Origin of the sequence: Nocardioides limicola (assembly GCF_016827675.1) — a bacterium.
Classification (GTDB): domain Bacteria; phylum Actinomycetota; class Actinomycetes; order Propionibacteriales; family Nocardioidaceae; genus Nocardioides; species Nocardioides limicola.
This window is the reverse complement of the sequence record NZ_JAERJA010000014.1, coordinates 22,944-44,262: the sequence shown is the minus strand read 5'-3', so window position 1 is coordinate 44,262 and position 21,319 is coordinate 22,944. Positions and strand designations below refer to the sequence as shown.

At 65.8% G+C, this 21,319-nt stretch carries 20 protein-coding genes; 1 reads left to right on the top strand and 19 read right to left on the bottom strand.

Translation table 11 applies throughout. From position 1 onward, the window contains the following. Positions 1-252: 252 nt before the first annotated feature. The 16 genes from JKG67_RS17495 to JKG67_RS17420 form a co-directional block, all read right to left on the bottom strand. A complete protein-coding gene (locus tag JKG67_RS17495; RefSeq protein ID WP_203338640.1) occupies positions 253-474 on the bottom strand; it encodes a hypothetical protein in 222 nt (73 codons plus the stop codon). Between the two features lie 77 nt (positions 475-551). Next, positions 552-689, bottom strand: a complete 138-nt coding sequence (locus JKG67_RS17490; protein ID WP_203338639.1) for a hypothetical protein — start codon at positions 687-689, stop codon at positions 552-554. A gap of 18 nt (positions 690-707) precedes the next feature. Next, positions 708-2,051: an ImmA/IrrE family metallo-endopeptidase gene (locus JKG67_RS17485; protein ID WP_203338638.1), complete on the bottom strand. Its 1,344-nt coding sequence runs from the start codon at positions 2,049-2,051 to the stop codon at positions 708-710. Between the two features lie 879 nt (positions 2,052-2,930). After that, positions 2,931-3,401 carry a hypothetical protein gene (locus tag JKG67_RS17480; RefSeq protein WP_203338637.1) on the bottom strand — a complete coding sequence of 157 codons (471 nt, stop codon included), beginning with the start codon at positions 3,399-3,401 and terminating at the stop codon, positions 2,931-2,933. A gap of 103 nt (positions 3,402-3,504) precedes the next feature. After that, positions 3,505-6,519 carry an AfsR/SARP family transcriptional regulator gene (locus JKG67_RS17475; protein ID WP_203338636.1) on the bottom strand — a complete coding sequence of 1,005 codons (3,015 nt, stop codon included), beginning with the start codon at positions 6,517-6,519 and terminating at the stop codon, positions 3,505-3,507. 72 nt (positions 6,520-6,591) lie between these two features. Further along, complete coding sequence (locus JKG67_RS17470; protein ID WP_203338635.1) at positions 6,592-6,969, bottom strand: pilus assembly protein TadG-related protein; 378 nt, start codon at positions 6,967-6,969, stop codon at positions 6,592-6,594. A gap of 29 nt (positions 6,970-6,998) precedes the next feature. After that, positions 6,999-7,406: a TadE family protein gene (locus JKG67_RS17465; protein ID WP_203338634.1), complete on the bottom strand. Its 408-nt coding sequence runs from the start codon at positions 7,404-7,406 to the stop codon at positions 6,999-7,001. Continuing rightward, a complete protein-coding gene (locus JKG67_RS17460) occupies positions 7,403-7,792 on the bottom strand; it encodes a TadE family protein (protein ID WP_275403414.1) in 390 nt (129 codons plus the stop codon). Before JKG67_RS17460 ends, JKG67_RS17465 begins: the two co-directional genes overlap by 4 nt. Positions 7,793-7,797: 5 nt before the next feature. Further along, the gene (locus JKG67_RS17455; protein WP_203338632.1) at positions 7,798-7,989 is read right to left on the bottom strand and encodes a hypothetical protein; all 192 of its coding nucleotides are present in this window, start codon (positions 7,987-7,989) and stop codon (positions 7,798-7,800) included. Positions 7,990-8,016: 27 nt separating this feature from the next. Further along, the gene (locus JKG67_RS18975; RefSeq protein ID WP_203338631.1) at positions 8,017-8,913 is read right to left on the bottom strand and encodes a type II secretion system F family protein; all 897 of its coding nucleotides are present in this window, start codon (positions 8,911-8,913) and stop codon (positions 8,017-8,019) included. After that, entirely contained in the window at positions 8,910-9,782 is an 873-nt protein-coding gene (locus JKG67_RS17445; RefSeq protein ID WP_203338630.1) for a type II secretion system F family protein, read from the bottom strand. Before JKG67_RS17445 ends, JKG67_RS18975 begins: the two co-directional genes overlap by 4 nt. A 1-nt stretch (position 9,783) precedes the next feature. Beyond that, entirely contained in the window at positions 9,784-11,070 is a 1,287-nt protein-coding gene (locus JKG67_RS17440) for a TadA family conjugal transfer-associated ATPase (protein ID WP_203338629.1), read from the bottom strand. After that, on the bottom strand, positions 11,067-11,567 hold the full coding sequence (locus JKG67_RS17435) for a hypothetical protein (RefSeq protein WP_203338628.1): 501 nt from the start codon (positions 11,565-11,567) through the stop codon (positions 11,067-11,069). The genes JKG67_RS17440 and JKG67_RS17435 overlap by 4 nt, the downstream gene beginning before the upstream one ends. A 308-nt stretch (positions 11,568-11,875) precedes the next feature. Further along, positions 11,876-12,589, bottom strand: a complete 714-nt coding sequence (locus JKG67_RS17430; RefSeq protein WP_203338627.1) for an SAF domain-containing protein — start codon at positions 12,587-12,589, stop codon at positions 11,876-11,878. Beyond that, positions 12,589-13,170 carry a hypothetical protein gene (locus JKG67_RS17425; RefSeq protein ID WP_203338626.1) on the bottom strand — a complete coding sequence of 194 codons (582 nt, stop codon included), beginning with the start codon at positions 13,168-13,170 and terminating at the stop codon, positions 12,589-12,591. The genes JKG67_RS17430 and JKG67_RS17425 overlap by 1 nt, the downstream gene beginning before the upstream one ends. Before the next feature lie 377 nt (positions 13,171-13,547). Further along, entirely contained in the window at positions 13,548-14,183 is a 636-nt protein-coding gene (locus JKG67_RS17420; RefSeq protein WP_203338625.1) for a hypothetical protein, read from the bottom strand. A 565-nt stretch (positions 14,184-14,748) separates the two neighbouring features. On the opposite strand from JKG67_RS17420, the gene JKG67_RS17415 reads away from it, so the two are divergent. Then, positions 14,749-15,075: a hypothetical protein gene (locus JKG67_RS17415; protein ID WP_203338624.1), complete on the top strand. Its 327-nt coding sequence runs from the start codon at positions 14,749-14,751 to the stop codon at positions 15,073-15,075. A 9-nt stretch (positions 15,076-15,084) separates the two neighbouring features. Here the strand turns inward: JKG67_RS17415 and JKG67_RS17410 are convergent, their stop codons facing one another. From JKG67_RS17410 to JKG67_RS17400, 3 genes are all read right to left on the bottom strand, one after another. After that, positions 15,085-16,233 carry an ATP-binding protein gene (locus tag JKG67_RS17410; RefSeq protein ID WP_203338623.1) on the bottom strand — a complete coding sequence of 383 codons (1,149 nt, stop codon included), beginning with the start codon at positions 16,231-16,233 and terminating at the stop codon, positions 15,085-15,087. An 81-nt stretch (positions 16,234-16,314) separates the two neighbouring features. Continuing rightward, positions 16,315-18,870 carry a DEAD/DEAH box helicase gene (locus tag JKG67_RS17405; RefSeq protein WP_203338622.1) on the bottom strand — a complete coding sequence of 852 codons (2,556 nt, stop codon included), beginning with the start codon at positions 18,868-18,870 and terminating at the stop codon, positions 16,315-16,317. Then, positions 18,867-20,888: a site-specific DNA-methyltransferase gene (locus JKG67_RS17400; protein WP_203338621.1), complete on the bottom strand. Its 2,022-nt coding sequence runs from the start codon at positions 20,886-20,888 to the stop codon at positions 18,867-18,869. The genes JKG67_RS17405 and JKG67_RS17400 overlap by 4 nt, the downstream gene beginning before the upstream one ends. Positions 20,889-21,319 lie beyond the last annotated feature (431 nt).

Here is a 21,319-nt window from a genome sequence, read left to right as displayed (position 1 = left end):
TGTGTGTGACACACATTCCGGAAGTGATCGACTTCATCAGGTCACCGAGATCGGCCGAGCCGCGCCACGCGGGCGGGGGACATACCATCGATATCCGTGATGCAGCATCCGGATTCGGGTACGCTCAAGGCCGGAACCTTTCTTCTACGTGGGCCTGGACAAGCCCGTCAACGTGGTGGATCCCAAAGGCAAGGGGCAGGTTTCACTTTCTGAGAGAGACCCTCGGCTGGCAGGCCGGGGGTCTCCTCACGTTTAGGCGCCGATCGGCAACTCCGCTTGACCTTTGTTCCGTGGGAGTAGGTACTCCGGAACAGGGAAGCCGTGGTGCTCTGCGAGGATCACGGCGACGTAGTCGCCCAGGGGCATGCCCGCAGCACGGGCAGCTTCCTCGAAGAGTGGCTTCTGGTCCGAGGGCACTCGGCAACTGATCGCTGCCCGGTTGCCCTTGGGCTTGCGGCCTCCGCGGTTGGTCATCGTTGTCGCCATGCGTGACATCATTCCGTTTCGGTTTCCGCACAGTGCGCCGACACGCCGACAAATCCGTTTCCGTTTCAGATCACCTCCGGGAACGTCATCCCGAGGTGTTCCTCGATGAGACGCTCAAGCTCGACCTCCGTTCTGGCGCTGAACGTGGTGGCTTCCCCCGTTGTGGGGTCGGTGACCTCGGCCTCATACCGCTTGCCTGCCATGTGCGAACCTCCCTTTTCTCACTTCGACGGCCAGTCGCCGTCCATGATCTTGTTGTGGGCCCGGACGGCCTTGTCGATCGCGGAGTGCATGATCTTGGCGTCCCCGCGGGACCAGCCTGCGATGTAGGCCGGCGAGAACGAATGAGCCTGCTCGTCTGACGCGCCCCTTGCGCGCATCGTGAGGAAGGCGACTGCCTCCGCCTCAGTTTCCATCTGGCCGCGGTGCTTGCGGTACTCGCTGTAGTCGACGTCGACGTGCCCACAGTGAACGTGCCCGAGCTCGTGCGCGATCGTCGATGCCTTCTGAGCGTTGGAGAGTCGGGAGTCGACGACGATCTTCTTGGTCTTGGGATCGGTGTAGCCGAGGGTCCCTTCCCCTGTCTCGGGTTGGCAGTCGGGGATCGTGACCTCTTCGTAGGTGTAGCCGACCGTGCCGACCCGGTTCCGGAGTCCCTCGAGGGTCCCCTGTGTCGCCTCGCCCGGTGCGGGCCTGCCTGGATTCTCGGGTAGTGGGTCTCCGGTGGTGTCGGAGATGTTGAAGACCGGCACGCTCTTGAAGCCCACGACTCGGCTGCGCTCGGTCTTCTTGCCGTCGTCGTCCTCCTCGGTGACCTTGCGAGTGATCGGCGCGAGGATCCACACGGCCTTGGCACCCTTGGACACCTTGCGGTTGAACTTCTCCCACTGACGGAAACCCATCAGATGCAGATCGTTGATATCGACGCCGCGCTGCGACATCTGAACCATGGCCAAGATCCGGTTGTTCGCGCTCCACCGGTTCATCCCGTTGCTGGCCATCGCGCCCAGCCACTCCCCCAGGCGACCGCTCTCGACGACGGCCTTCACTGACTCCTCCAAGTCGGCGACCATCGCCTTGACCCGCTCGTCGCCCTTCAGATCGCCGTAGTTGCATGCCGGCAAGCCCTCAACCATGGTGCCGGCAACTTCGCCGACCACGGGGGACGTACCCGCCTGGGCGAGCTGCACGCCGCGTGAGCTCGACGGGCAGGTGTGGCTGCCGTCGTACGGAAGGTACTGGCCACACCTGTCGCAGCGGCGGGGCTGCTGACGTTCGGCCACGTCCTCGGCAGCCCGGCGTGCGGCCGTCGACTTGGAGACCGGGTCGCCTTGACGACTGCTGATGAACCCGGCCCGTGGACCGTAGGGGTGCTCGGTCGGGTTGCTGCACGCGCCGGTGTGGTCTGCAGTCCACACGGTGAAGGTCCCCTGACTGGGCCCGCTCTCGGTGTGGTCGACGACGTTGCGCTCGGAGAGCTGGACGCCGCCGTGACCCTCGACCTCAGGGAAGTGAGTCGGAATCCCATCACCTGCGGTCTCCAGGCTCATGCTCGCCTCACGCATCCACGACTCCGACCCAGGTCGGCCTTTCGGAAGGGCGCTGGCCAGCCGACAGGCTCGTCCGAGTCCGGCCGAGACGTCAGTACAGGTCCGTGGTGGGTCGAACGACTCTGATCGCCAGACCTCAACCTGCCCGGCCTTGCTCGGCGTCACCAAGTAGGTCCCGTGGGGGCCGTCTACTGACCAGCACGTCTGGCCGCTGTGAGGGACATACTCAGTCACGGCGACGTCGCCATGCTTGTCAACGTAGCTGTTTGCGGCCGCCGCGGCTTCCGGGTTGACCACGACCCCGTCAGCTGCTCGACATGTGTGATGAGATCCCTTGAACTCACCACACGTCGAGCATCGCTGCTGCTGGTTGGCTGTTGTTTCTGGGTGAGTTTGCTCGAGTGCTTGACGTCTCCGGCGTAGCGCCTCCAGGCCGGCGGCCACCTTCGCGTCGCGCTGGCCGATCACTCCAACGGGTTGGGTGCTGACGTGGCTGAGCTGGCCGCCGCCGGCCACCCGCCACACCGCCGCCTCGGCCGCTGGCCCCGAGGGAACCGGATCAGCGGCCATGCACGTGGCCGCTGGGGAGAGGTCGGCTGCCGGCTGGCCGTATCCATGGTCGGTGCCGACCTCGGCCGTCGCGCCCTGGGTGCGTGTTCGCTTACGCCAGTGCCCGGCTACGTGGGTGCCGGTACTGGTCACATAGTCGTCGACCCAGACCTGGTCGCTAGCTCCCGTGGTCATCACCGATTCGTCCCTTTGCCTCGGAGTTGCTCCTTCATTCAGGGCAAGTACGAGACGAGGGCTATATGTGACAGCTGGGGAGCTGGGCGGGTGAGGGGCCTGAAGTGAGATGGCCTGCACGAAGGACGTTCAGCGGCCTCCGGATCGCACCTAGCCGATATACCCAGTGGGGACGACCTCGGTGATGGTTCGCCGTCCCCCATCCGACGAGGGATAGAAGACTGTCTGACTAAGCAAGTAGTTCCGGAAGTGTTTGCGTGCCTTCTTCTTGGGGAAGCCTTCCCCCTCTGGTAGCTGGGTCAGGAGGTAGGAAGCGATCCCGATCGCTCGCCACTTCGCCTTGTCTGCACTCTGAAAGGGCGTTGACTTGCTCACCACGGCACGGGGCCCACTCCACAGACCGTCGATACTTGGCTGGATCCAGAGGGTTCCCCACGGTCCCGAGGTTGACGAGATGGTGAAGGTGAGACGGCTGCCGTCAACTAGAGACGTTGTCCACACGACAGCGCCGTCGGGCCTGTCCGAAACCTCGAACCGATACTGGTACCCGTCCTCTGCTACCCCCTGGATGTGGACGATCGCGCTGAAGATCCAGTTGTTCTGAGCTGAGCCAAGCCCCATGTCGCCCTCACCTTCTTCACGGGCTGGTCGTCTTCAGAACAACCCTAGCTGGGACCGGGATCAACCTAGGGCGATTCGAGCCATTGCCGCGGAGCCGTGGCTCTTAGAGCGCTTGACGCGAGAGTGAGATTGTCTCGGCGTCCTGCTGGGCGAGCGCCTGGAGGAGTGCGGTGGTCTCGTCCTCGAGTTCGAAGCCGAGTTCGGTGATCCGGGCGTGCATCCGGGCGACCGCCTCGCTGACCTCGGCAGAGTTGCCGGCCGAATGTGCGGCGTGGATCCGCAGGCGCCAAAGCCGTTCGTTGCCGGGCTCGAGCAGTACGCCGAGCGCCGCGGCCTGGCCGGCCTTGCGCCAGGACCCCTCGAAGTAGCGGCGCCGGGCGAGCTCGTAGGCAGCATCGACGATTGTGTCCATCATTTCAGCCACGACGTACTCGGCGAATCCGTAGTGCTTGGACTCCTCACCTTCCAGCGGTCGCCCTCGGACCAGGCTGAGCGCCTCCTCGAGTGCCGTGGTGGCTGCCGTTGTCGGGTTGGAGCCGATCAGTTTGGTGAAGATGCCCCAGTCGGTTGTGACGGCGTCGGTGAACCGCAGGCTGCGCGGAGGCAGGTACTTCTCCTGAGTGTCGGGGTTCTCCCCCAGCCAGGCGCGCAGGTTGCTGATTCGTGAGTCGACAGTGCTTGGGGAGATCCGCTGCCCTCCCCACACCGCTTGGTTCAGTGACTGTCGGGAGGTGTTGGGGTTGAGGGCGAGGTAGGCCGCGATCCGGGTGCAAACCTTCTGATGGGTTTCAGAGGCCGGTGCGGGCGCGGTGGTGCCCACGATGTCGACCACCTCACCGAGGAGTCGGATCACGGGGTGCCCGGTCTGGAGGAACTCGTGAAGCGTCGCCTCAAGCTCCTCCGCGGGGAGTGCAGCCGACACAACAGCCGCCTCGAGGGACCCGGCCTCCGTGCCCACACTGGTGGCGTCGATGGCAGGTTCCTCAGCGGGGTCCAGGGCTGTCGCGTCGGCCTCTTCCTGGTCCTCGGTGGAGGCATCAGGGACGACGTCGTCGAGGACGTCGTCCGCGTCGAAAGGGACAACGGGCTCCCGGCTCTGGCTAGCAACAGGCTCGAGGAGACTGGCCTGCAGGATCTCCCGGAGCCCTTCGAACGTGCGGTCATCGACCAGTTGAGGGGTGACTTCAAGGTTGTAGGGCAGTAGCCGGGCTTGATCCGGGCCAGTGATTTGCAGGCCGGTGTCCCCCGCGGACCATCCGTGGGTGACCACCACCACGCCTCGGTTCCGCAGGGCTGAACATTCCTCACGGGTGAGGCTGCGCGCACCATCGAGAACGACCTCCAGGGCAGCTCCAGATTCCGGGGCGAGCTTCCTAGCGGAGGGGACATACCGTACGCGACCTGGTTCGAGGAGCTCCCCGAGTTCCTCGAGGGCCCCCACGATGGTGAGGGATACGTCCTGGCTCCAGGAGGCGGTGCCCAACTCGATCGCGATCGCTGCGAACACGTTGAGGGCCTGGGCTGCTCCGACAACCCCGAACGTCCCCACTTCCTCCAGGTTCAGCAGCAGCAGCCCGTCCTCGCCGTCATGCCCGACAGTGACCAAGCCGGGCCACGGCGCCGCCACCTCAGCAGCAAGGTCCGGGATCTGGGCGGCATCTGTGGTGGGCAGGAACCACACGGTGGACTCATCCGTGGCCCGCCAAGGAGCCGGCAGAGTTGCCGCGGCGGACAGATAGAGGTCGATCTGGGAGGCAGTCACGCGGGCCAGCCGTACTCGGGGTCTCGGTTCCCCGTCCTGGTCACAGGCGGCAGCCAACGCACGGAGAGCCACGTCGACATTGTCCACGGCCTGGTCATCGGCCACCACTCGCAACTCCTGCTCGACCTCGGCCGCCGCCGGGGATGACGGGAGAGGCATCCGCTCACCAGGCTTGCGTTGCCGCCGCTGCCGACCACGCCTGAGCGCGATCAGCGCGATGACACCGGCGGCTAGGAACGCACCGACTCCGCCAACGGTCCGGACAGGCCATACGGTCCCCTCGTTCTCGTCGAGGCTCACGCTGTCGCTCGTGGTTGTGCCAGCAAGCGACGGCTTCTCACCAGCGTCGACAATCTGGGTGAGGAACTCGGTGCTCGGATCCGCCTGCGGCGCCGCCACCGGCGGCTCGGTTGAGGGGACTGCCCCTAGTGCGGCTGCGTCGTTCGATTCGGCCCTCTCAGCCACGTCAGGTGTGTCGAGCCCTACCTTGTCGGTGGCCACCGTGCCGCGTGCTGGGGTGTCGCCGGGCACTGCAAGTACCTGACCGGGATGGATCAGGTTCGGGTCGTCGATCACCTCACGGTTGGCGTCGTAGAGTTCTGGCCACCGGTTGCCGTCGCCGAGTCGGTCCTGGGCGATCTTGGACAGGTACTCGCCCTTGGCCACTGTGTGGGTGCCAGCCTCCTGCGGCGAGGAGGGTTCGTCAGCCGTGGGGACTCGCAGCTCCCACCCGGCGTGGATGACCTCGGGGTTGGTGAACGTGGTCCCGTCCTTCATCTCCAGGCCTTGATTGAGTCGCGCGATCTCGGGCCACCGGTTCCCGGCACCGAGGTGGGTCTGGGCGATCGTGTAGAGGTTGTCCAGGTGACCAACTACCACGGTCCGTGTCTCTTGCGCGGCTGCGGCCAGGGTGGTTGGAGCCGCAACCTCGACTTCCTCCTCGGTGTGGCTCACCAGCATCGAGGACTGAGGCCCCGGCATCGGGGCAGGCTCTGCGGCGATGGCAGCCCCGGTGAAGCCAAGGACGGGGGTGGCGACGCCGACAGCCAGGACGGCAGTCACGAGCCTTCGGGCCAACTGCTGCTGGAACCCAAACGCCAGCGGTACCCCGACAGCCCGGTCGCGTTGCCGGAACGCCGCGGTGACCTCAGCCAGCACGCACAGCACGAACTGCGCCCACAAGACCCACACCACAACGGCGAGGATCCCGATCACCGCGCTGTCACTAAGCGCCGCCGACCACATGATTCCGCCCTCGGGCCACGGGTTCCCGATGAACACGATCAGCCCGGCTGGTGGCAACACCACCAGTGCACCCAGCATCAGTCCTGCCGCTACGGCCTTGATCCAACGCATCTGTAGTCCTCTCCTCGCGCAGAAGCCCTCTCGACTAGGGCAAGTGCCCGATAACCCGAAGGTGTGACATGACTAGTTGCCGTCCTCGTTGATGCTGACCGCGGCCGCCGTGGCGGCCACATCGAGCCGGTTGATACCGATCAGTGTCAACAGGGCGGTCTTGTATCGGTCGGTGACAGTCACCGTGACGGTGTCTCCGGACACCGTCACGGTTCCGGTGGCCCCGATCCTGGTCAGGTAGCTGTGGGCGGCGGTACGTGCTCGTGCCGGGGCGACTACGGGGTGGCCGGAGCGCAGGGAGGCAGAGTCGAGGGCGTCGGCGCCGACTCGGGCGGCGTGCTCGGCCGCGGTGGCGGCCTGTCGTTTGGTGGCCAAGGCTCCGCCGGCGTCGATGACGAGCCCGGCCATACTCATCAGCGCGGTGACGAGCAGCAGCACGAAGACAGTCACGTTCCCGCGCTCATGTTCCGTCGTGGCCACTAGTTACCTCGCATGGTTTCGATCGGGACGACCGCAGTCGCGGTGTACGCCTTGCTGCCAGGCAACCCCGACAGTGCGACGTCACCCAGTGATGTGGTGCAGGTGACGGTGACCTCAACCGAGCCACCGGGCCGGTAGTCGCTCACGTCGACGTTCACGTCGAGCCAGCGACACGTCATTCCCCGGTCCCCCAGCGAGGCGTCGATGGCCGCGCGGGCGGCTGTGGCCGACTGGATGGTGTTGCGTTCGAGGGAGGCGGCCCGGGCGCCGTCGGCGGCTGCGGATTGGACGTACTGCATTGCTGAGGCCATCCGCCCGAACCCGACGACCAGCAGCATGATCATCACCAGCACCGGACCCAGGACGACGAGTTCTACTGCGGCGGCGGATCCACGTTCTGTTCTCATGGCTGCGACCTTGGGGGGACATACCGTTCCACGGGGGCGGCCGCGGTCTTGGTGACTGACAAGTTCAGCCCGGGCACCACCGACATCACCGTCCCGGTGACAGTGACCTGCACCTGTACGGGGGTCCGCTGCACGGCGATGCTGCGATCGCGCAAGATTGTGGCGGCGTTGCCGGCAAGAAACTCCTCGGCCCGGGCCCGCCCCGCTGGGCCAGTGCCGTCGTGTCGTTTCGCCACACCAGCGGCCTCGTGAGCTGCGGCTTCAGCAAGGTGGTGGGCGTGCGCAGCAACAGCGAACTGCACGATCAACATCACCAGCAGCATCACCGCTGGGAAGATGATTGCGAGCTCGACTGCGGTGGCTCCGCGTTCTTCACGCCTACGCATGGGTGTCAGTTCAGCGAGATCTCGTTGGCCTTGTCGGTCACCTTGGCCACGATGATGGCCCCGACTGCGAGTACCAGTCCGGCCACGATGGTGATCCCGATAACCCACTCGACGACGCTGAGGCCAGCCTCATCGCGGCGCCGCTCCCCGAGCAGCGTGACCAGGTACTCCCGAGCCACGAGGATGTCGATCCACATAGATTTCTCCTTCTTCTAGGTCGCGAATCAGATCGCGAGGAACGTGATGATTGCCGGGTAGATGAGGAAGAGGAGGAAGGCGCCGGCGAGCACGAACCCCGATAGCGTCATGGTGTCGTTGGCCTTCTCCGCGGCGGCCTCAAGTTCGGTGACCCGCCGACGCCGCAGCGTCGCACCCCGGGCCATCAGGGTGGACCTGACTTGGGCACCGTCCTCGGCAACCAAGGTGAGTGCTCCTCCGAGGTCTTGCAGTTCCTTCATCTGAGTCCGCTCCCCCAGATCGGCCAGCGCCTCCCAAGGGGTGAGATCACGCCGCCGCGCGGCGAGCACTGTGTCGGCGATCAGCCCGAACGCCCGACCTTGTCCGAGCCGGGCAGCGGTCGGCAGCGCCTCGGTGATGCCACGGCCGCTGGCCATCGCCATAGTGACCAGGTCCAGGTAGGTCGACAGCGCGCGACGCAGGTCCTCACGCAGCTGGCCAGCCTCAGCCTTGAGCCGGGAGTCGGGCAGCAAGAAGAACGCGACCCCGAACCCGACACACGCCAACGTGGGGATCGTCCACGGCAGGTAGATGTCACCGGCAGCCAAGATGGCAACGAACAGACCGGGCACTAGGAACCCGACCACGGCGTAAGCCAACTTCTTCGCGAGGTGATCCTCTACGGTCTTGCCGACGAGCTCCAGGTCGGGCCGCACCCGAGTGAACGTGATTCCACGCCGAGCTGCCTCGGCCACGATCCGGTCCACCAGCCGTGCTGTCGGACGTCTCTCCTGGCCGCGGTCGACCATGACCCGGACCCGTTGGCGGTCAGCCTCCCACCGCCCCACCGCCACGGCGAGGTTGCGCCGCGGCGGCGCGATCGCGACCGCGAGCAGGTAAAGAGCGCCACCGAGCAGTCCGCCGGCGATGAGAGCGGTAGTCACCGGGCACCTCCGAGGCTGGCCATCTGTTCCGGGCTGGCCAGGAACCGTTCGGGGGCATCGATCGCGCCGGCCCGGCGGATGATCCACAACCCGAGCGCGAACCCGCCGATCAACAGCACCAGCACCATTTGACCTTGCATCGTGGAGTACGGAGCCACGAACTCACGAGAGAACAGCGAGATCGCACCGACCATCCCGACGCTGACACCCACGATGATCCGGGTGTTGCGCCGCAGCGATCTGCGGGCCGCCTCGATCCGGCGCCGCATCTCCAACTCCTCACGCGTGGTCTCGATCAGGTTGGACATCGTGGCCACCAAACCCGGCCCGTGCAGCCGCGCCGACAAGTACAGCGCCGCCACCACCTGGTCAGCAGTCGCGTCATCGAGATCCTCACCAAAATGCGCCAACGCCTGCGGAAGCGGTACTCGGGCCTGCATCAGGGCGACCAGCCGCCTGAGCGGCTCACCGATCAACTCCGACGCCCCGTCAAGAGAACGGGGAATGGCCTGCTCCAGGCTGGATGCAGTCGCCACGGTGTCACGTAAAGACTCCATCCAGGTGACGAGTGCTTCGAGGCGTTCGATCTGACGTACTCCGTCTCGGCCGCCCCCGAACACCGCAGGGCCGACCCACACCACCGCTGCAGCTGCGGCAGCGGCCACGGGCCAGCGGGAAAGCACCCCGACCACGACTGCCGCGGTGGCCGCGTAGGTGGCCCGCCGCGCGGCGGCTGATGACCACCAGGTCTTGGCCCTCGTCAGGATCACTCGGTCAGGTTCAGCGCCCCGGACAACGGCCACCAGCAGCACCACCGCGGCCGCGAACCCGGCCCCGACCGCGAGTCCAGTCAGCGTGGCCCACGACATGTCACCACGCTCCCCATCTAGAGGCCGGGTGTTCCCAGTCGACGTCACGGAATTGGTCGGTGCGGGCCAGTCCCGCGACATCGGGGTTGAAGATTGCCCTCTCGTTGTCGAGGACGACGACCTCACTGGTCACGATCATGCCGTCGTCGGTCTGGCCGGTGATCTCCCGGATCGAGGAGAGTCGGCGTTCTCCGGTGCCACGGTGCCGTTCCACGAACAGTACGAAGTCCAGGCCGCCGGCGATCAACCCGAGGGCTGCCTCTTTGGGCATCCGCTCTTCGGATTGGAGTGCGTAGGTGGTGATTCGGTTGAACACTTCGGCGCTGGAGCGTGCGTGGATCGTGGACATCGACCCGTCGTTGCCCTGAGTCATCGCATTGAGCATGGTGATGATCTCGGGGCCGAGGACCTCACCCACGATCACCCGATCCGGGCTCATCCGCAGGCTGCGACGCACCAGGTCTCCCATCGGAACCCCGCCGACACCCTCGGAGTTGGGGAGCCGGACCTCGAACTCGACCAGGTCGGGGTGACGGCCGGTCGCACCGAGGCCGAGCTCGAGCGCGTTCTCGACGGTGACCAGCCGCTCTCCCGGGTCGATTTCTCCTGCGAGTGCCCGGAGCAGGGTCGTTTTCCCGGCGTTGGTGGCGCCCGCGATCATGATGTTGCACCGCGCGGCAACCATGGCACGCAGGAACTCGGCGACCTCCTCGGTGACGGTCTTGAACCGCACCAAATCCTCCAGGGACACCGACTCCAGCCGGTTTCGCCGGATCGAGACCACCGGGTGTGCGCAAACTCCGAGCACTGCTGAGAGCCGTGACCCGTCGGGCAGCCGCAGATCCAACTGGGGGTTGGCCTCATCGAAAGGACGGGCGTTCAGCCCGGCGTACGCAGCCAAGTTCCCAACGAGCTCCCGCAACTCCTCGTCGCTGTCCGCGACCGGCTCTACCTGTTCCTTCACCCCACCGGCCCGGGTCACAAAGACGGTGCCGGGGCCGTTGATCGAGATGTCTTCGATCGTCTCGTCCTGCAGCAACGGCTGAAGCCGACCCGCACCGAACATCCGCGCCACGACGTGCTCGACGAGCTGCTGCTCATCGGCGGGAGTCAGCGGCTCCACTCCAGAGTTCACCAACCCGATCGAATGGTCACGCACGGCCGCAGCTGCGGCCGCCTGGAACTGCATCCGCTCGGTGGCCGGGTCGAGTGCTGTCCCGGTGTGGTGGACCCGGTCCCCGGCCTCTCGGTGGAGCAGCCGCACCAGGTCACTGCTGAACGTGGTCATGACTGCTCCCCTGCTCGGAACCACTTGGACGCGGCATCGAGGTGTTGGCTGTTGTCGACTGAGACGTGCTCAGCAAGCTCACGCGCGGACTTGATCAGGGAGGACTTCGCCAGCGACTTGTGGTGGGGGTCTCCCCCGACCTGGAGCCGCTGCAACCCAGTTGGATCCCAGGACAGGTGCTGGGTCAGGTCGGCGTGCACTCCGGCACCCGAAAGCACCTGGTCGACTTCCCCGCACTCGGCCGCCGCGTGCTTGGGGTGACCCACTAGCACCGGAGTCACCGCCACTGGAGAGGTCCGCTGCCGACGGATCCGATCCACGCCTTCACGCAACCAGACCACCTGCTCCATCGTCGGTGCCGCCACCACCAGCAGCCGGTGGGCCTCAGCGACGAACCCAGGCACCACAGAATGCAGCCGCCCCAGATCCACGATCACGTCGATCTCCTTGGCGGCGGCAGCCACGAGCTGCACGATCGAGGGCCACATGTTCGCCACCCCGGCCCCCTGGATCCCAGTGACCCCCTGAACCAGCCGTACCCCACAACCCAGCCGTTGAGTGGACTTATCCAGTACCGCTGCCGCTGTGGCCTCTGCACGGCCGGAGTGTGCGTCCTGGGCGAGATCCAACAGACCTGGCCGCGGCGTCGGCGGACCCCCTGCAGGAGTGAGGCACCGGTACGTCAGGGCCCCACCCACCGGGTCGGCCTCAAGCAACACCACGTCGCGTGGCCACACAGCGCCGAGCGCCAACGCCGCCGAGGTAGCCCCCGGCGCGCCCTTGGTCGCACACACACCCAGCAGCATCAAGACCCCCCAGACACCTTCATCACCGCTACCCGGTTCGCGGTCGAGAAAGCCGCCACCCGAGCTGCCTCACCCTCAGTGACCACCACCGTGAGCAACTGCTGGCCACCAGACAACGCCTGGCCATCGATCCCGTACACGATCGCCCTAGCCGCCAGCACCGTCGGCGCATCCAACTCCGCGCCCGCATCGGTGTTGGCCGTGGCCGGGGTGGCCACCAACGCGACCACATCCCCGGGCGCAAGCCCAGCGGCCGGGACCCGTGACGGATCCAGGGCCAACCCGACCAGCGCCTCACCAGGGCCTGGCACCACCTGGTCGGTAATCATCGACGGCAGCATCAACTGCCCCGGCACCAGATCGACCGCGGCGGTCTTCCCGACCACCTCACGCGCCTGCCCTACGCCGATCGCGCCCTCGACGCCAGCCACCGACCGTGCCTGCAGATCACTCTGAGTGATCACTTGGCCCTTAGCCACCGGCTGGGCCACCGCGATCACCTCCACTTTGTCACCGGCCCTCATCACGACGACCGCGACGGCCAGGCCGGTCGCAATCACGAGCAGCAGCGCCGCCAGAACCCGACCCCGCGAAGCGGTCGGCCGAACTGGCAGATCCCGCCTTGCCCCGCCACCGCCGCCTACAGCTCGGGAACCGATCCGCGACGTCCAGCCGCTGCCGGTGGCGGGGTTCTGCTGCATCGTGCTGCTCATCAGTTGTCTCCCATGATCACGACTGTTTGCCGCTCCCCTACGCGGATCGCCGACTCCCCAGCCGGCCCCGGGACCTCACCCAAGTTTCCATCCGGGGTCAGGCAGGCGCCGGTGCAGACCCAGTCCACCCGGAACTCGATCACCGCGCTGATGGCGAACGTGCCGTCCGGTTCGAACCGCGACACTCGGGTGTAGACGTGCTGACATTCGGTCTGCTCGTGCGAGGTCATCCCGATCACCCAGGCACGGCCCGCCGAGCCGCATGCCACGGCGTTTCCATCGCCCAGCTGCCAGGTCGTGCGGACTGGCTGAGCAGTCACTGTCACCGTCGTGTCACCGGCGGTCACCGACCTGGTCAACGGCTCCCATTCACTCGGGTCGATCCACAGCCACGTTTCGAGCCCGACATAGGTCATCAACGGTGGCGCTGGTGCCAGCCTCACAGTCGGGGTCGTGAGGCGCATCGCCGAGAACGCCTCCTCGGCCATCGCGGCCGGATCCGGCAACGCGGGTGCTGCCGAGTGCGGTACGAAGAAGTAGCTCCCGGAGGCGGTGCCGCCGTGGATCTCGGTGTACGTCATGCATAACCAGAGGAACCCATCGTCGACAGTGTTCCCACCCCACGCCGAGTTGGTCGGCTCGGGCTGAGGGAACTGCAGGTAGGCGTAGCACTGCTGAGAAGCGAACCAGCTGTACGACGTACCGGGAGGGTTGCAAGGCACCGAGTTCCCGTGGCTGTCCCAGCACTGCTGCGGCCCCGACTGCCCCCCACCGCTACCGCCACCGGCGTTGCCGCCCCCGCCCCCACCAGCTCCGCCGCCGGGGGTCCCGGGGTCCACCACAGTGGTGCACACCCACCCATCACCGTCGTAGACGGGCTCTTGGCCAGGACCGCAGGTTGGTTCCGCTGATGCCGGTGGCAGCACGCTCAACGTGGCCGCCACCAACAGCGCACTGATCAGGGCTCGCATGGTGTCCGCTCCGGCTCGGTGGGGGTACGCAGCGGCGGCCACTCGTAGAGCAGCCAGTCGTAACCAGCCGGCTTGTCCACGTTGATCTCCCGGATGTGCGGCTTGTCTGCTCCTTCGCTCCGGGGTCTCGGTTCCCCGTTCTGGTACGCGGTGACCGATGTCCGGTCGATGCACTGCTCAAGTCGCACGCTGCCGCCGTCTTCGCCGACGCCGATGTGGGTCGGTCGGCTCCAGTGCACAGTGGGGGTGCCCTGGCGAGATAGTCCGTTGTCTTCAGACCACTGGAGGTCGCTCAGCTGGGTGCGCCACTGGGGGTCGGGGAAGAACTCCTGGAACAAGTCCTCGGCTCGCTGGGTGACTTTCCCGTGACGCCAGATCGGCTCGGCTCGGCGTTCGTACTCCGCGATCCGGTCCACCGCGGCCTCGAACAGTTCGAGCTGCTCGGGCGTGTAGTCGGCGTGCCAGTCCGGGGTCGGGTCTGGATCTGGTTCTGGTTCGACGGTGACTGTCGGTGTGGGGAGGGCCTCGGGCTCCTCATCGTTTGTGCAGGCCGCGGCGGACAGTGTGAGGGCCGCGGCGATCACACCGATAGTGATCCGGTTGAGACGAGATTGGGTGCGCATCAGCGATTCCTTCCCGAGGACGTGACATGTCTCAGCTGAGCGTATTCGGCTACCACTGAGACGTGACTCACCCTCGGTCGTGACGTAGGAGTCCGCCACCCCCAGGCCCAGTAACGGGGGTCCCGGGCCTGGGGGTGACGGTGCTGACGCATGCCGGCGGACAGGACCGACATCTCGGGTGCGCCAGCTCTCGCGGATCGCTCGACGTGGGGGGACGTTCGAGCCGCCGCGAGGAACTCTCGGACATTTCCACCCGAGAGGTCACGGCTGCCTTCCACACCAGTGGTGGTGGCGTCGGCCGCGACGACGGTGTCGAGGGCAAGCAGAAGTGCTCCCGAGTGTGGCGTGGACTGGCCCATTTCCGAGTGCCCCCTTCTGCTGTCCGAGTCAAGTGTGCGGGATCGCTGTGCCTCGTAGCACCCCTGGAAGTTCGGTTCGTCAGCTTCGACGCGTCCCTCTGAGGCACTCAGAAGCTAGTATCATCGTCACTTGTCAATTGACGATTGTCAACACGCTACGGAGGGCGAGTCACCATGAGCCAGTCCGAACCCGGCAGAATGCTGGCGTGCCCAAACGCCTGCCCATCGCGGTCCCCACGCCCATGAGCGTGCACGCCGCCACCCAGGCCTTCGGGAGCGAACTGCGCGTCCACCTGATCCACTACTACGCATTGCACCCCGGCACCCGCCAGGTCGACGCAGTCCGCGCCCTCGGAGTGGAGCGGGCCGTGGTCAGCCTCAACACCCGAGCACTCCTCGACACCGGGGTTCTGGCCCAGGCAGAGGACCGGACCTACACCGTCGACCAGACCCGCTTCCGGGAGTTGCTCCGGGCGCTCGAGGACTTCGGAACAGTTGAAACGCCCGGCACGCCTCCCGAGCGCCGGAACTAGGTTCAACGGTCACTCGGGCACGTTGAGGTCCCGCACGTACCTGGCGAAACCTGGAACGGTAAAGCGCAGCCTGCCGTGCCCGGCCGGCTCGATGACTCCACGGTCGACCAGCTCCTGCCGCGGCCGGCTGACCGCCTCTGTGCTTACCGCCAGTCGGGATGCGATCTCCGCCCGAGCAACGTCGTCGTCACCTAGCGCGGCCATCGCATCCACGAACCGCCGCTGCTCGGGGGTCAGCTTGGCCAAACGGCTCCGATACAGACCCGCCATTCGTTGGTCGACCAGATCCGCGGCTTGCTGCACGTGACCGGCTGCGATGAGGTCTCCCTGGCTCGGCCGCGCAGCCTGCCACGTCATGTCACCGATGAGCTGCACACGATGGGGGTAGCCGGCGGCTTGCTCGATAGCAGCCCCGATCGCGTCATCGGACCACTCGACATCGAGTCGCTTAGCGGGTAGGCGGAGCGCCTCGGCCACCGCGACGTCGGTCAGCAGACCTACCTCGATGAAGTCAGTACGCTCCCCGAACGTAGCGGCTTCAGGAACCGCCGCATGCATCGAGGGAAGCCCGGCTGCAATGATCGCGACTGGGCACCCGGCCGGTGCGCCGTCGAAGTGCTGGAGTGCAATCAACAGCGATCGGCGATCACCTAGGCGTGCCTCTTGGAACTCATCCACGAACAGCGCTAGTCCGTGCTTGTCGTGGTTGCGTGCGAACCGGCCAGCATCCTCAAGCGCCTCCTCAATTGCGGCACTCTCACGCGAGCTGGCGACTTCGAAACCTACCCTCGCACCCGGCACGCCGAGCTCGACCTGGACTCTGTCCAGGTTGTGCAGCAGACCCTTCGCGCGGTCACCGAACGCCTTCTCCCGCCTGATCTCCTCCCCCAGCCAGCGTGCCAGTTCGGGCGCGAGCGATACATCGTCGCGCCCGGTCACCCAGGCCGTGAGGAAGCCAGCGGCCTGCGCCTGGCGCTGAGCTTCGCGCAGGAGTGAGGTTTTCCCCAGCCCACGTGAGCCGTAGAAGGCCAACAGCGGGCCGCCGGAACGGTTGAGCATCGTTACCCGGGCCAGCCGGGTGCGGATTGCTTCAAGCTCAGACCCGCGGCCGGCGAGGTAGCCGGGCTGTGAGCCAGGTGAGTAGGGACTTGGTTTCATCCGGCCAGCGTCGCATAGGTACGTATAGAACTGGAGTAGTTATACGAAACTATTCATGCCTGCGCTGCACTTGTTCCTCGATCAGTAGTCCATCCCCTCGGCGTCGTACAGGGCCTCGATAAGTGACTGGTTGGTGGCGGCCGCGACCCTCTCCGCAACGCCGGGGGCCGTGAGATCGAGCGCTCGGATTCTCCCCCCGACTTCAATGATTGCGAGGCAGCGGCGGACGCGGTCGGGGTGGTCTTGGGCGTACTTGGCGAGTGCGCTCCACTTGGGTCCAGTGTCGGCCTGATTGTGCTGGTGGGGGTCCACGATGTCCATGACGATGCCGTCGCCGTCGTTGTGCCAGAACAGGAAGTCGGGGTGCATGAGGAGGTGCTGGTCGCCGAACTCGTATGAGATCGCCAGGGCGTGGCGCCCGGAAGGCGGGTTGCGGTACCAGCCGAGGAGCGTCGATGCGTTGAGTTCGGCCTCCAGCACCTTCCGTTCCCACGAGGACCGAGAGGTGTCGACGGGGAACTCCCCGGTTCCCTTCCGTCCCTCCGGGATCACGTACAAGTGATGGGGATAGGTCGGGATCCGCTCGGTCTGGTCGCCCTTCACCTTCTGTGTCGATGCTGGGTAGACCTCTCGGGCCTCCACCGTTGTTGGATGCATCGGCGATGACCCGAGGTGCCAGAGGGGCTCGATGAGGTCACGCACCCATCGCTGCAGGCGGGACACCGCTGAACGGTGCTGATCCCGCCAGGTGCGGATCAGACTGGCGGCTGCCTCCTCGATGACGTCCTTGAAGCCGAGCCCGGCCATCGCGGCCACCCGGACGCCGGCGTCCACTTCCTCATAGTCGCGGTTGCAAAGGTCGTTGTAGTACCAGGCCGCTGCGCCGTCCGGGAGAAGCCGGACGGCCTTGTTGTAGTAGCCGTCGAGGTCACGCTCGGAGGTGGCGAACTCCTGCGTGTCCCCCGACAACATGATGGCTTCGCCGTAGCCGACGACCGTGGTGCCAACTTTGAGGGCCAGGATGTCATCGACCTTCTTGTCGATCTCGTCCTTGCGCTGGCCATCGGCGGCACGCATCTGATCGACAATCCACGCCTTGGCCTTCGTCGGGGCGTTCGCGACGAACCGCTCCCCCGGCGCGGGCCCGTACTCGTTGAGCGCTGCCGCCAACCGCATCAACTGAGCGGTCCGGGACGGGTACGACACCCTGGGTCGCATGTACGACGGCAGGGTGTCGAGGAGCTCGAACACCTCGCCCGGCACCTTCGTGGAGCGACTGCACATCTCCGGGGAGATCAGGACCTCGGTCTGGACCGTCTCGTCCTCGGTGAGCGCGTTGACCACGCGCACGACGTGCTCGGTCCTGAAGCCCGGCAGATAGGCGACGACCTCGTTGAGCCGGTCATCGCCACCGTCGACCCGCTGCGCGAGAGGAGTCCGGACCAGGCGTCCTATCAACTGGGCGATCTCGGTGTAGGAGTCCTTGCCCTGGAACGACACCAGCACCTCTGCACGAGGGCAGTCCCAGCCGGTCGTCAGTGCGGACTTGAACAGGACCACCCGGGCGCGGTCGTCCCCCGAGATTGCCTGCGGCGGCAGATACCTGACCGTCCGGTCGCCGACAGTGAGCGGACCGTGGGGGTCTCCGAAGGCGTGGGCTACGGCATGGCCGGTCAGTTCAGACCACGCGGTGGCGATGACGTCGAGAATCTCGGTCAGGCGCTTCTCGGTGACCTTGGGCGGCACCTGGACGACGAGGAGAGGCTCAACCAGCCGGTCCCCCGTGTTCTGGTGGTGTGCCCGCCATGCCTTGCCGGCGTCCTTCAGATCCTCGACGGCGAGCGCGAGCATCGTGTTGTCCGCTGATTGGTCCTCGGCGATGTTCCGCAGGAGTATGCGGTCCTTCAGCAGGCCGGATTCACGCACGTCGCCAGGCGGGACTTCAACGAGTCGCATCGTCCGGTCGGCGGCCTTCATGGCCGAGTAGAACCGGTCAGGTGTTGCGGAGATGCCGAGCACCACGGGTGCGGCAGGCTGCTGGGTGCCAATGTTCGTCGGGCCTCCATTGACGATGGTTCCCGCGATGGACTTCCGGTCCGTCTTCGTGGTGCCGGAGCCCCGGTGTGCCTCGTCCCAGATGACGATGAAGTCTTCGCCACGGTCCTGGACGGTGTTGGCGATCATGTCCCACGCACCGTAGGTGCGCTTGTCGTTCTTGGTGCCGTCAGGGCGGTGGGCATGCAGCGTGGAGTTCTTCTGGAGCGCCTGGATATGGACGAAGTAGATGAAGCCCGGTTCCAGGACCCGCTCGTCGAGGTCCCACAGGAACCGGATCCGGTTGGCGTCGATGCGCCCGCCGGACGCCTGGAGGATCTTTCCGATGGTCTGGGCGTTGAGGGACCGGTCGTCTGTGAGCCACAAGACGGTTGCAAGTGGGTCCGGGTCGCGACTGGGTGTGCCCTGGTAGATGCCTTCCAGCACGGCGGTGGCGATGACGGTCTTTCCCGCGCCGGTCGGGGCGGTGAGGCCAACGGCGGTCTTCTCGCCGTCCTCCTCGTATCCCCGACGGGCCTTTGTCAGGGCGGCGAGGACGCGTTCGACGGCCTTGTCCTGGTAGTCCTCAAGCGTGAACTTCACCGGGCACCGCCCTCGATGTTGATGGTGTAGTTCGACAGGTAGTCCTGGTAAAGCCGCACGGTCTCGATCCCGACAGGAAGTCGTTCACACGCCTGCTGGTACTCGGTCGGCGAGTCGGTGATGACGAAGATGATGGCAGGTGGCCGCTCCTCGGACGCGGCTCTCGACACCGCGTCTGCGAACGGCGCCAGCTCGTCGACGGTGAACAGGACGCCGTACGAGTCGGTGAGCGCCCAGCCGTCGTCGGGGATCGTGTCGACCCGCTCCCCCCGGGCGCCGCCTTCGAGCCACATCAGCGGTGCCACTGCCTCGTACTCGTGTCCCCTGCGCACTCGGCCCGGGTCGAGGTAGGTCAGGTTGAAGAACTCGACGTTCGCCTTGGCGCCGCTATCGAGGACGTTCTTGATCCTGGTGGTCGTCACGGCTTGGAACACTCCCTGGGACTCCCACTCGGGGTCGCCGGGGTGTAGCCCCTTCTTCCGGAGTGCCTTCGCCTGATCGATGCCGACCTCGTTGTTGGTGACGAGGATGCACTGGCGCCGCCCGCCGTCTCGCGAGTTCATCTCCATCACTGCGTGGGCAGTGCTGCCCGACCCGGCGAAGAAGTCAACGATCACGGCATCGGGGCTGTTGTTTGCCCAGCGAACCAGTTGCTGGATGAGCCGAATCGGCTTCTTGCCGTTGTTGAAGGGGATTCCACCTTCGCGGTCCACTCGGGCCATGTCCTTGAAGAATCCCTTCCACAGGTCACCCCGTAGGACCGTGCGACCGTACCGGGGCTTGTGGTCGTCGCTCCACCGGTAGTTGAGGGAAAGCGGAAGTACCTGCACCTCGGTACCACTCGACAGGGTGGTCAAGATGTACTCGCGGTGATCCGCGTGGAAGCGTACGTAGCGCCCCTGGGGCGGGTTCTGTCCCCGGCAGGAAACGGGAAGGCGGTCCGTTCTCGCAATCCGGTCGACGTTCTTCTCGACGAACTCTCGCGCTGCATCTGACAACACCAGCAGGTCGCTCATTCGGTTCATGCTGAACGTTCCACGCCCACTCATACCGAGGGCCGCAATATCTGCGGCGACTTTCTCATCGGCCAGCAGTTGCTCAGCCAAGGTCCCCATAGCGCCGTCATCGTGCAGCCACCACGAGTAGTTCTGCGCCCAGCCCTCAACGCTGTCGACCAGTGGCGTATGCGAGACATCGTCGAACGCGGAGCTCTTGCGATAGATGAGCACGAACTCGCAGTTCTTGACGATGGTCCCTTGCTGCGCGTTGACGGTCTTGGGCCCAGACGTCGTGGACATCTCGACTGTGAGCACGTTTACGCAGTTGTCAGGACCGAACACCTGGTCCATCAGCAACCGGAGCCGATGCTGCTCGTCGTCACCGATGCTGACGAAGATGGCGCCGGAGTCCTTAAGCAGGTCCCGCGCGATCTTCAGTCTTCGCTCCATGAACGAGAGCCATTTCGACGACTTGGCTCGGTCACTGCGATCAACGAACTTGTCGTTGTAGAGCCAGGAGGTCTTGCCTCCAGTGTTGTAGGGCGGGTCGATGTAAATGAGGTCGACCTTGTCCCGATGGGTGGAGCGGAGCGCCTGGAGTGCGTGGAAGTTCTCACCGTTGATGACCGTGTGCCACGGAGCATCGTTGGGGCCGTTCTGGATGCGCTCGACGGACTCCAGGCCCGGGTAGACCGGCTCGCCGAACTCACGGATGACGATCAGGTCATCGACAGGGCGCTCCTTCCCCACGCCCAGAACGGCGACCTTGCGGGTCTTGTCAGTGAAGCCGAGGACCGGCCAGGTCTCGTCGGAGGATTCGTCACTCAGCGCAACCCGGACACCCTTGCGGATGGGGTGCTCAGGCAGGCGCACGGACTCGGGGAGGTGACGGTCGAACACGAGACCGAAACTGCGGGAGCCACGCAGCAGTTCGATCTCGCGGGCGATCCGAGAACGAAGGCTCGCGTCCTCGACCTGGTTGACCAGGACATCGAGGATGCTGGTCCCTTCGTCTGCCACTGTGCTTCCACCCTCCGTCAGGCCGTTCTCCCGAATCCTGCCGCATTAGACGGCAGTTGACAGACGAACCCCTTCAGGACCTCGGATAGGTGACGCCGGGGAGCGCCTGGCACTGTGGGTGATCTCCGCCGCACTGGCTGCTCGTTGGACGCCCGCCGCTCCCCCCCCGGATGGGACCCCTGGTTACGCCGGCAAGGTTGCTTCCAGCGCGGCGTTGATCAGAGCTGACCGGCTCCGCGCCCCGCTGGATTCGACCAACTGGTCGATGACTGCGAGTTGGCTGTCAAGCACGCCGCGGATGGTGAGTTGGACCCTGGGAGGTGAAGCTTCAGGTGTCGCAACGGCTCGCTCGAAGAGTTTTCCCTGGATGTGGGGTTGCTCGGTGGTTTCCGCGACTAGGTCAGGAAGACGGTCGACCGTGGCCTCGAGGG

Coding starts and splice junctions, on each gene's coding strand:
- JKG67_RS17410 (WP_203338623.1), bottom strand. CDS start 16,233: ATGAAACCAAGTCCCTACTCACCTGGCTCACAGCCCGGCTACCTCGCC.
- JKG67_RS17440 (WP_203338629.1), bottom strand. CDS start 11,070: ATGACCACGTTCAGCAGTGACCTGGTGCGGCTGCTCCACCGAGAGGCC.
- JKG67_RS17420 (WP_203338625.1), bottom strand. CDS start 14,183: ATGCGCACCCAATCTCGTCTCAACCGGATCACTATCGGTGTGATCGCC.
- JKG67_RS17465 (WP_203338634.1), bottom strand. CDS start 7,406: ATGAGAACAGAACGTGGATCCGCCGCCGCAGTAGAACTCGTCGTCCTG.
- JKG67_RS17460 (WP_275403414.1), bottom strand. CDS start 7,792: ATGCGTAGGCGTGAAGAACGCGGAGCCACCGCAGTCGAGCTCGCAATC.
- JKG67_RS17495 (WP_203338640.1), bottom strand. CDS start 474: ATGACCAACCGCGGAGGCCGCAAGCCCAAGGGCAACCGGGCAGCGATC.
- JKG67_RS17425 (WP_203338626.1), bottom strand. CDS start 13,170: ATGACGTACACCGAGATCCACGGCGGCACCGCCTCCGGGAGCTACTTC.
- JKG67_RS17475 (WP_203338636.1), bottom strand. CDS start 6,519: ATGCGTTGGATCAAGGCCGTAGCGGCAGGACTGATGCTGGGTGCACTG.
- JKG67_RS17480 (WP_203338637.1), bottom strand. CDS start 3,401: ATGGGGCTTGGCTCAGCTCAGAACAACTGGATCTTCAGCGCGATCGTC.
- JKG67_RS17455 (WP_203338632.1), bottom strand. CDS start 7,989: ATGTGGATCGACATCCTCGTGGCTCGGGAGTACCTGGTCACGCTGCTC.
- JKG67_RS17485 (WP_203338638.1), bottom strand. CDS start 2,051: ATGCGTGAGGCGAGCATGAGCCTGGAGACCGCAGGTGATGGGATTCCG.
- JKG67_RS17430 (WP_203338627.1), bottom strand. CDS start 12,589: ATGAGCAGCACGATGCAGCAGAACCCCGCCACCGGCAGCGGCTGGACG.
- JKG67_RS17490 (WP_203338639.1), bottom strand. CDS start 689: ATGGCAGGCAAGCGGTATGAGGCCGAGGTCACCGACCCCACAACGGGG.
- JKG67_RS17445 (WP_203338630.1), bottom strand. CDS start 9,782: ATGTCGTGGGCCACGCTGACTGGACTCGCGGTCGGGGCCGGGTTCGCG.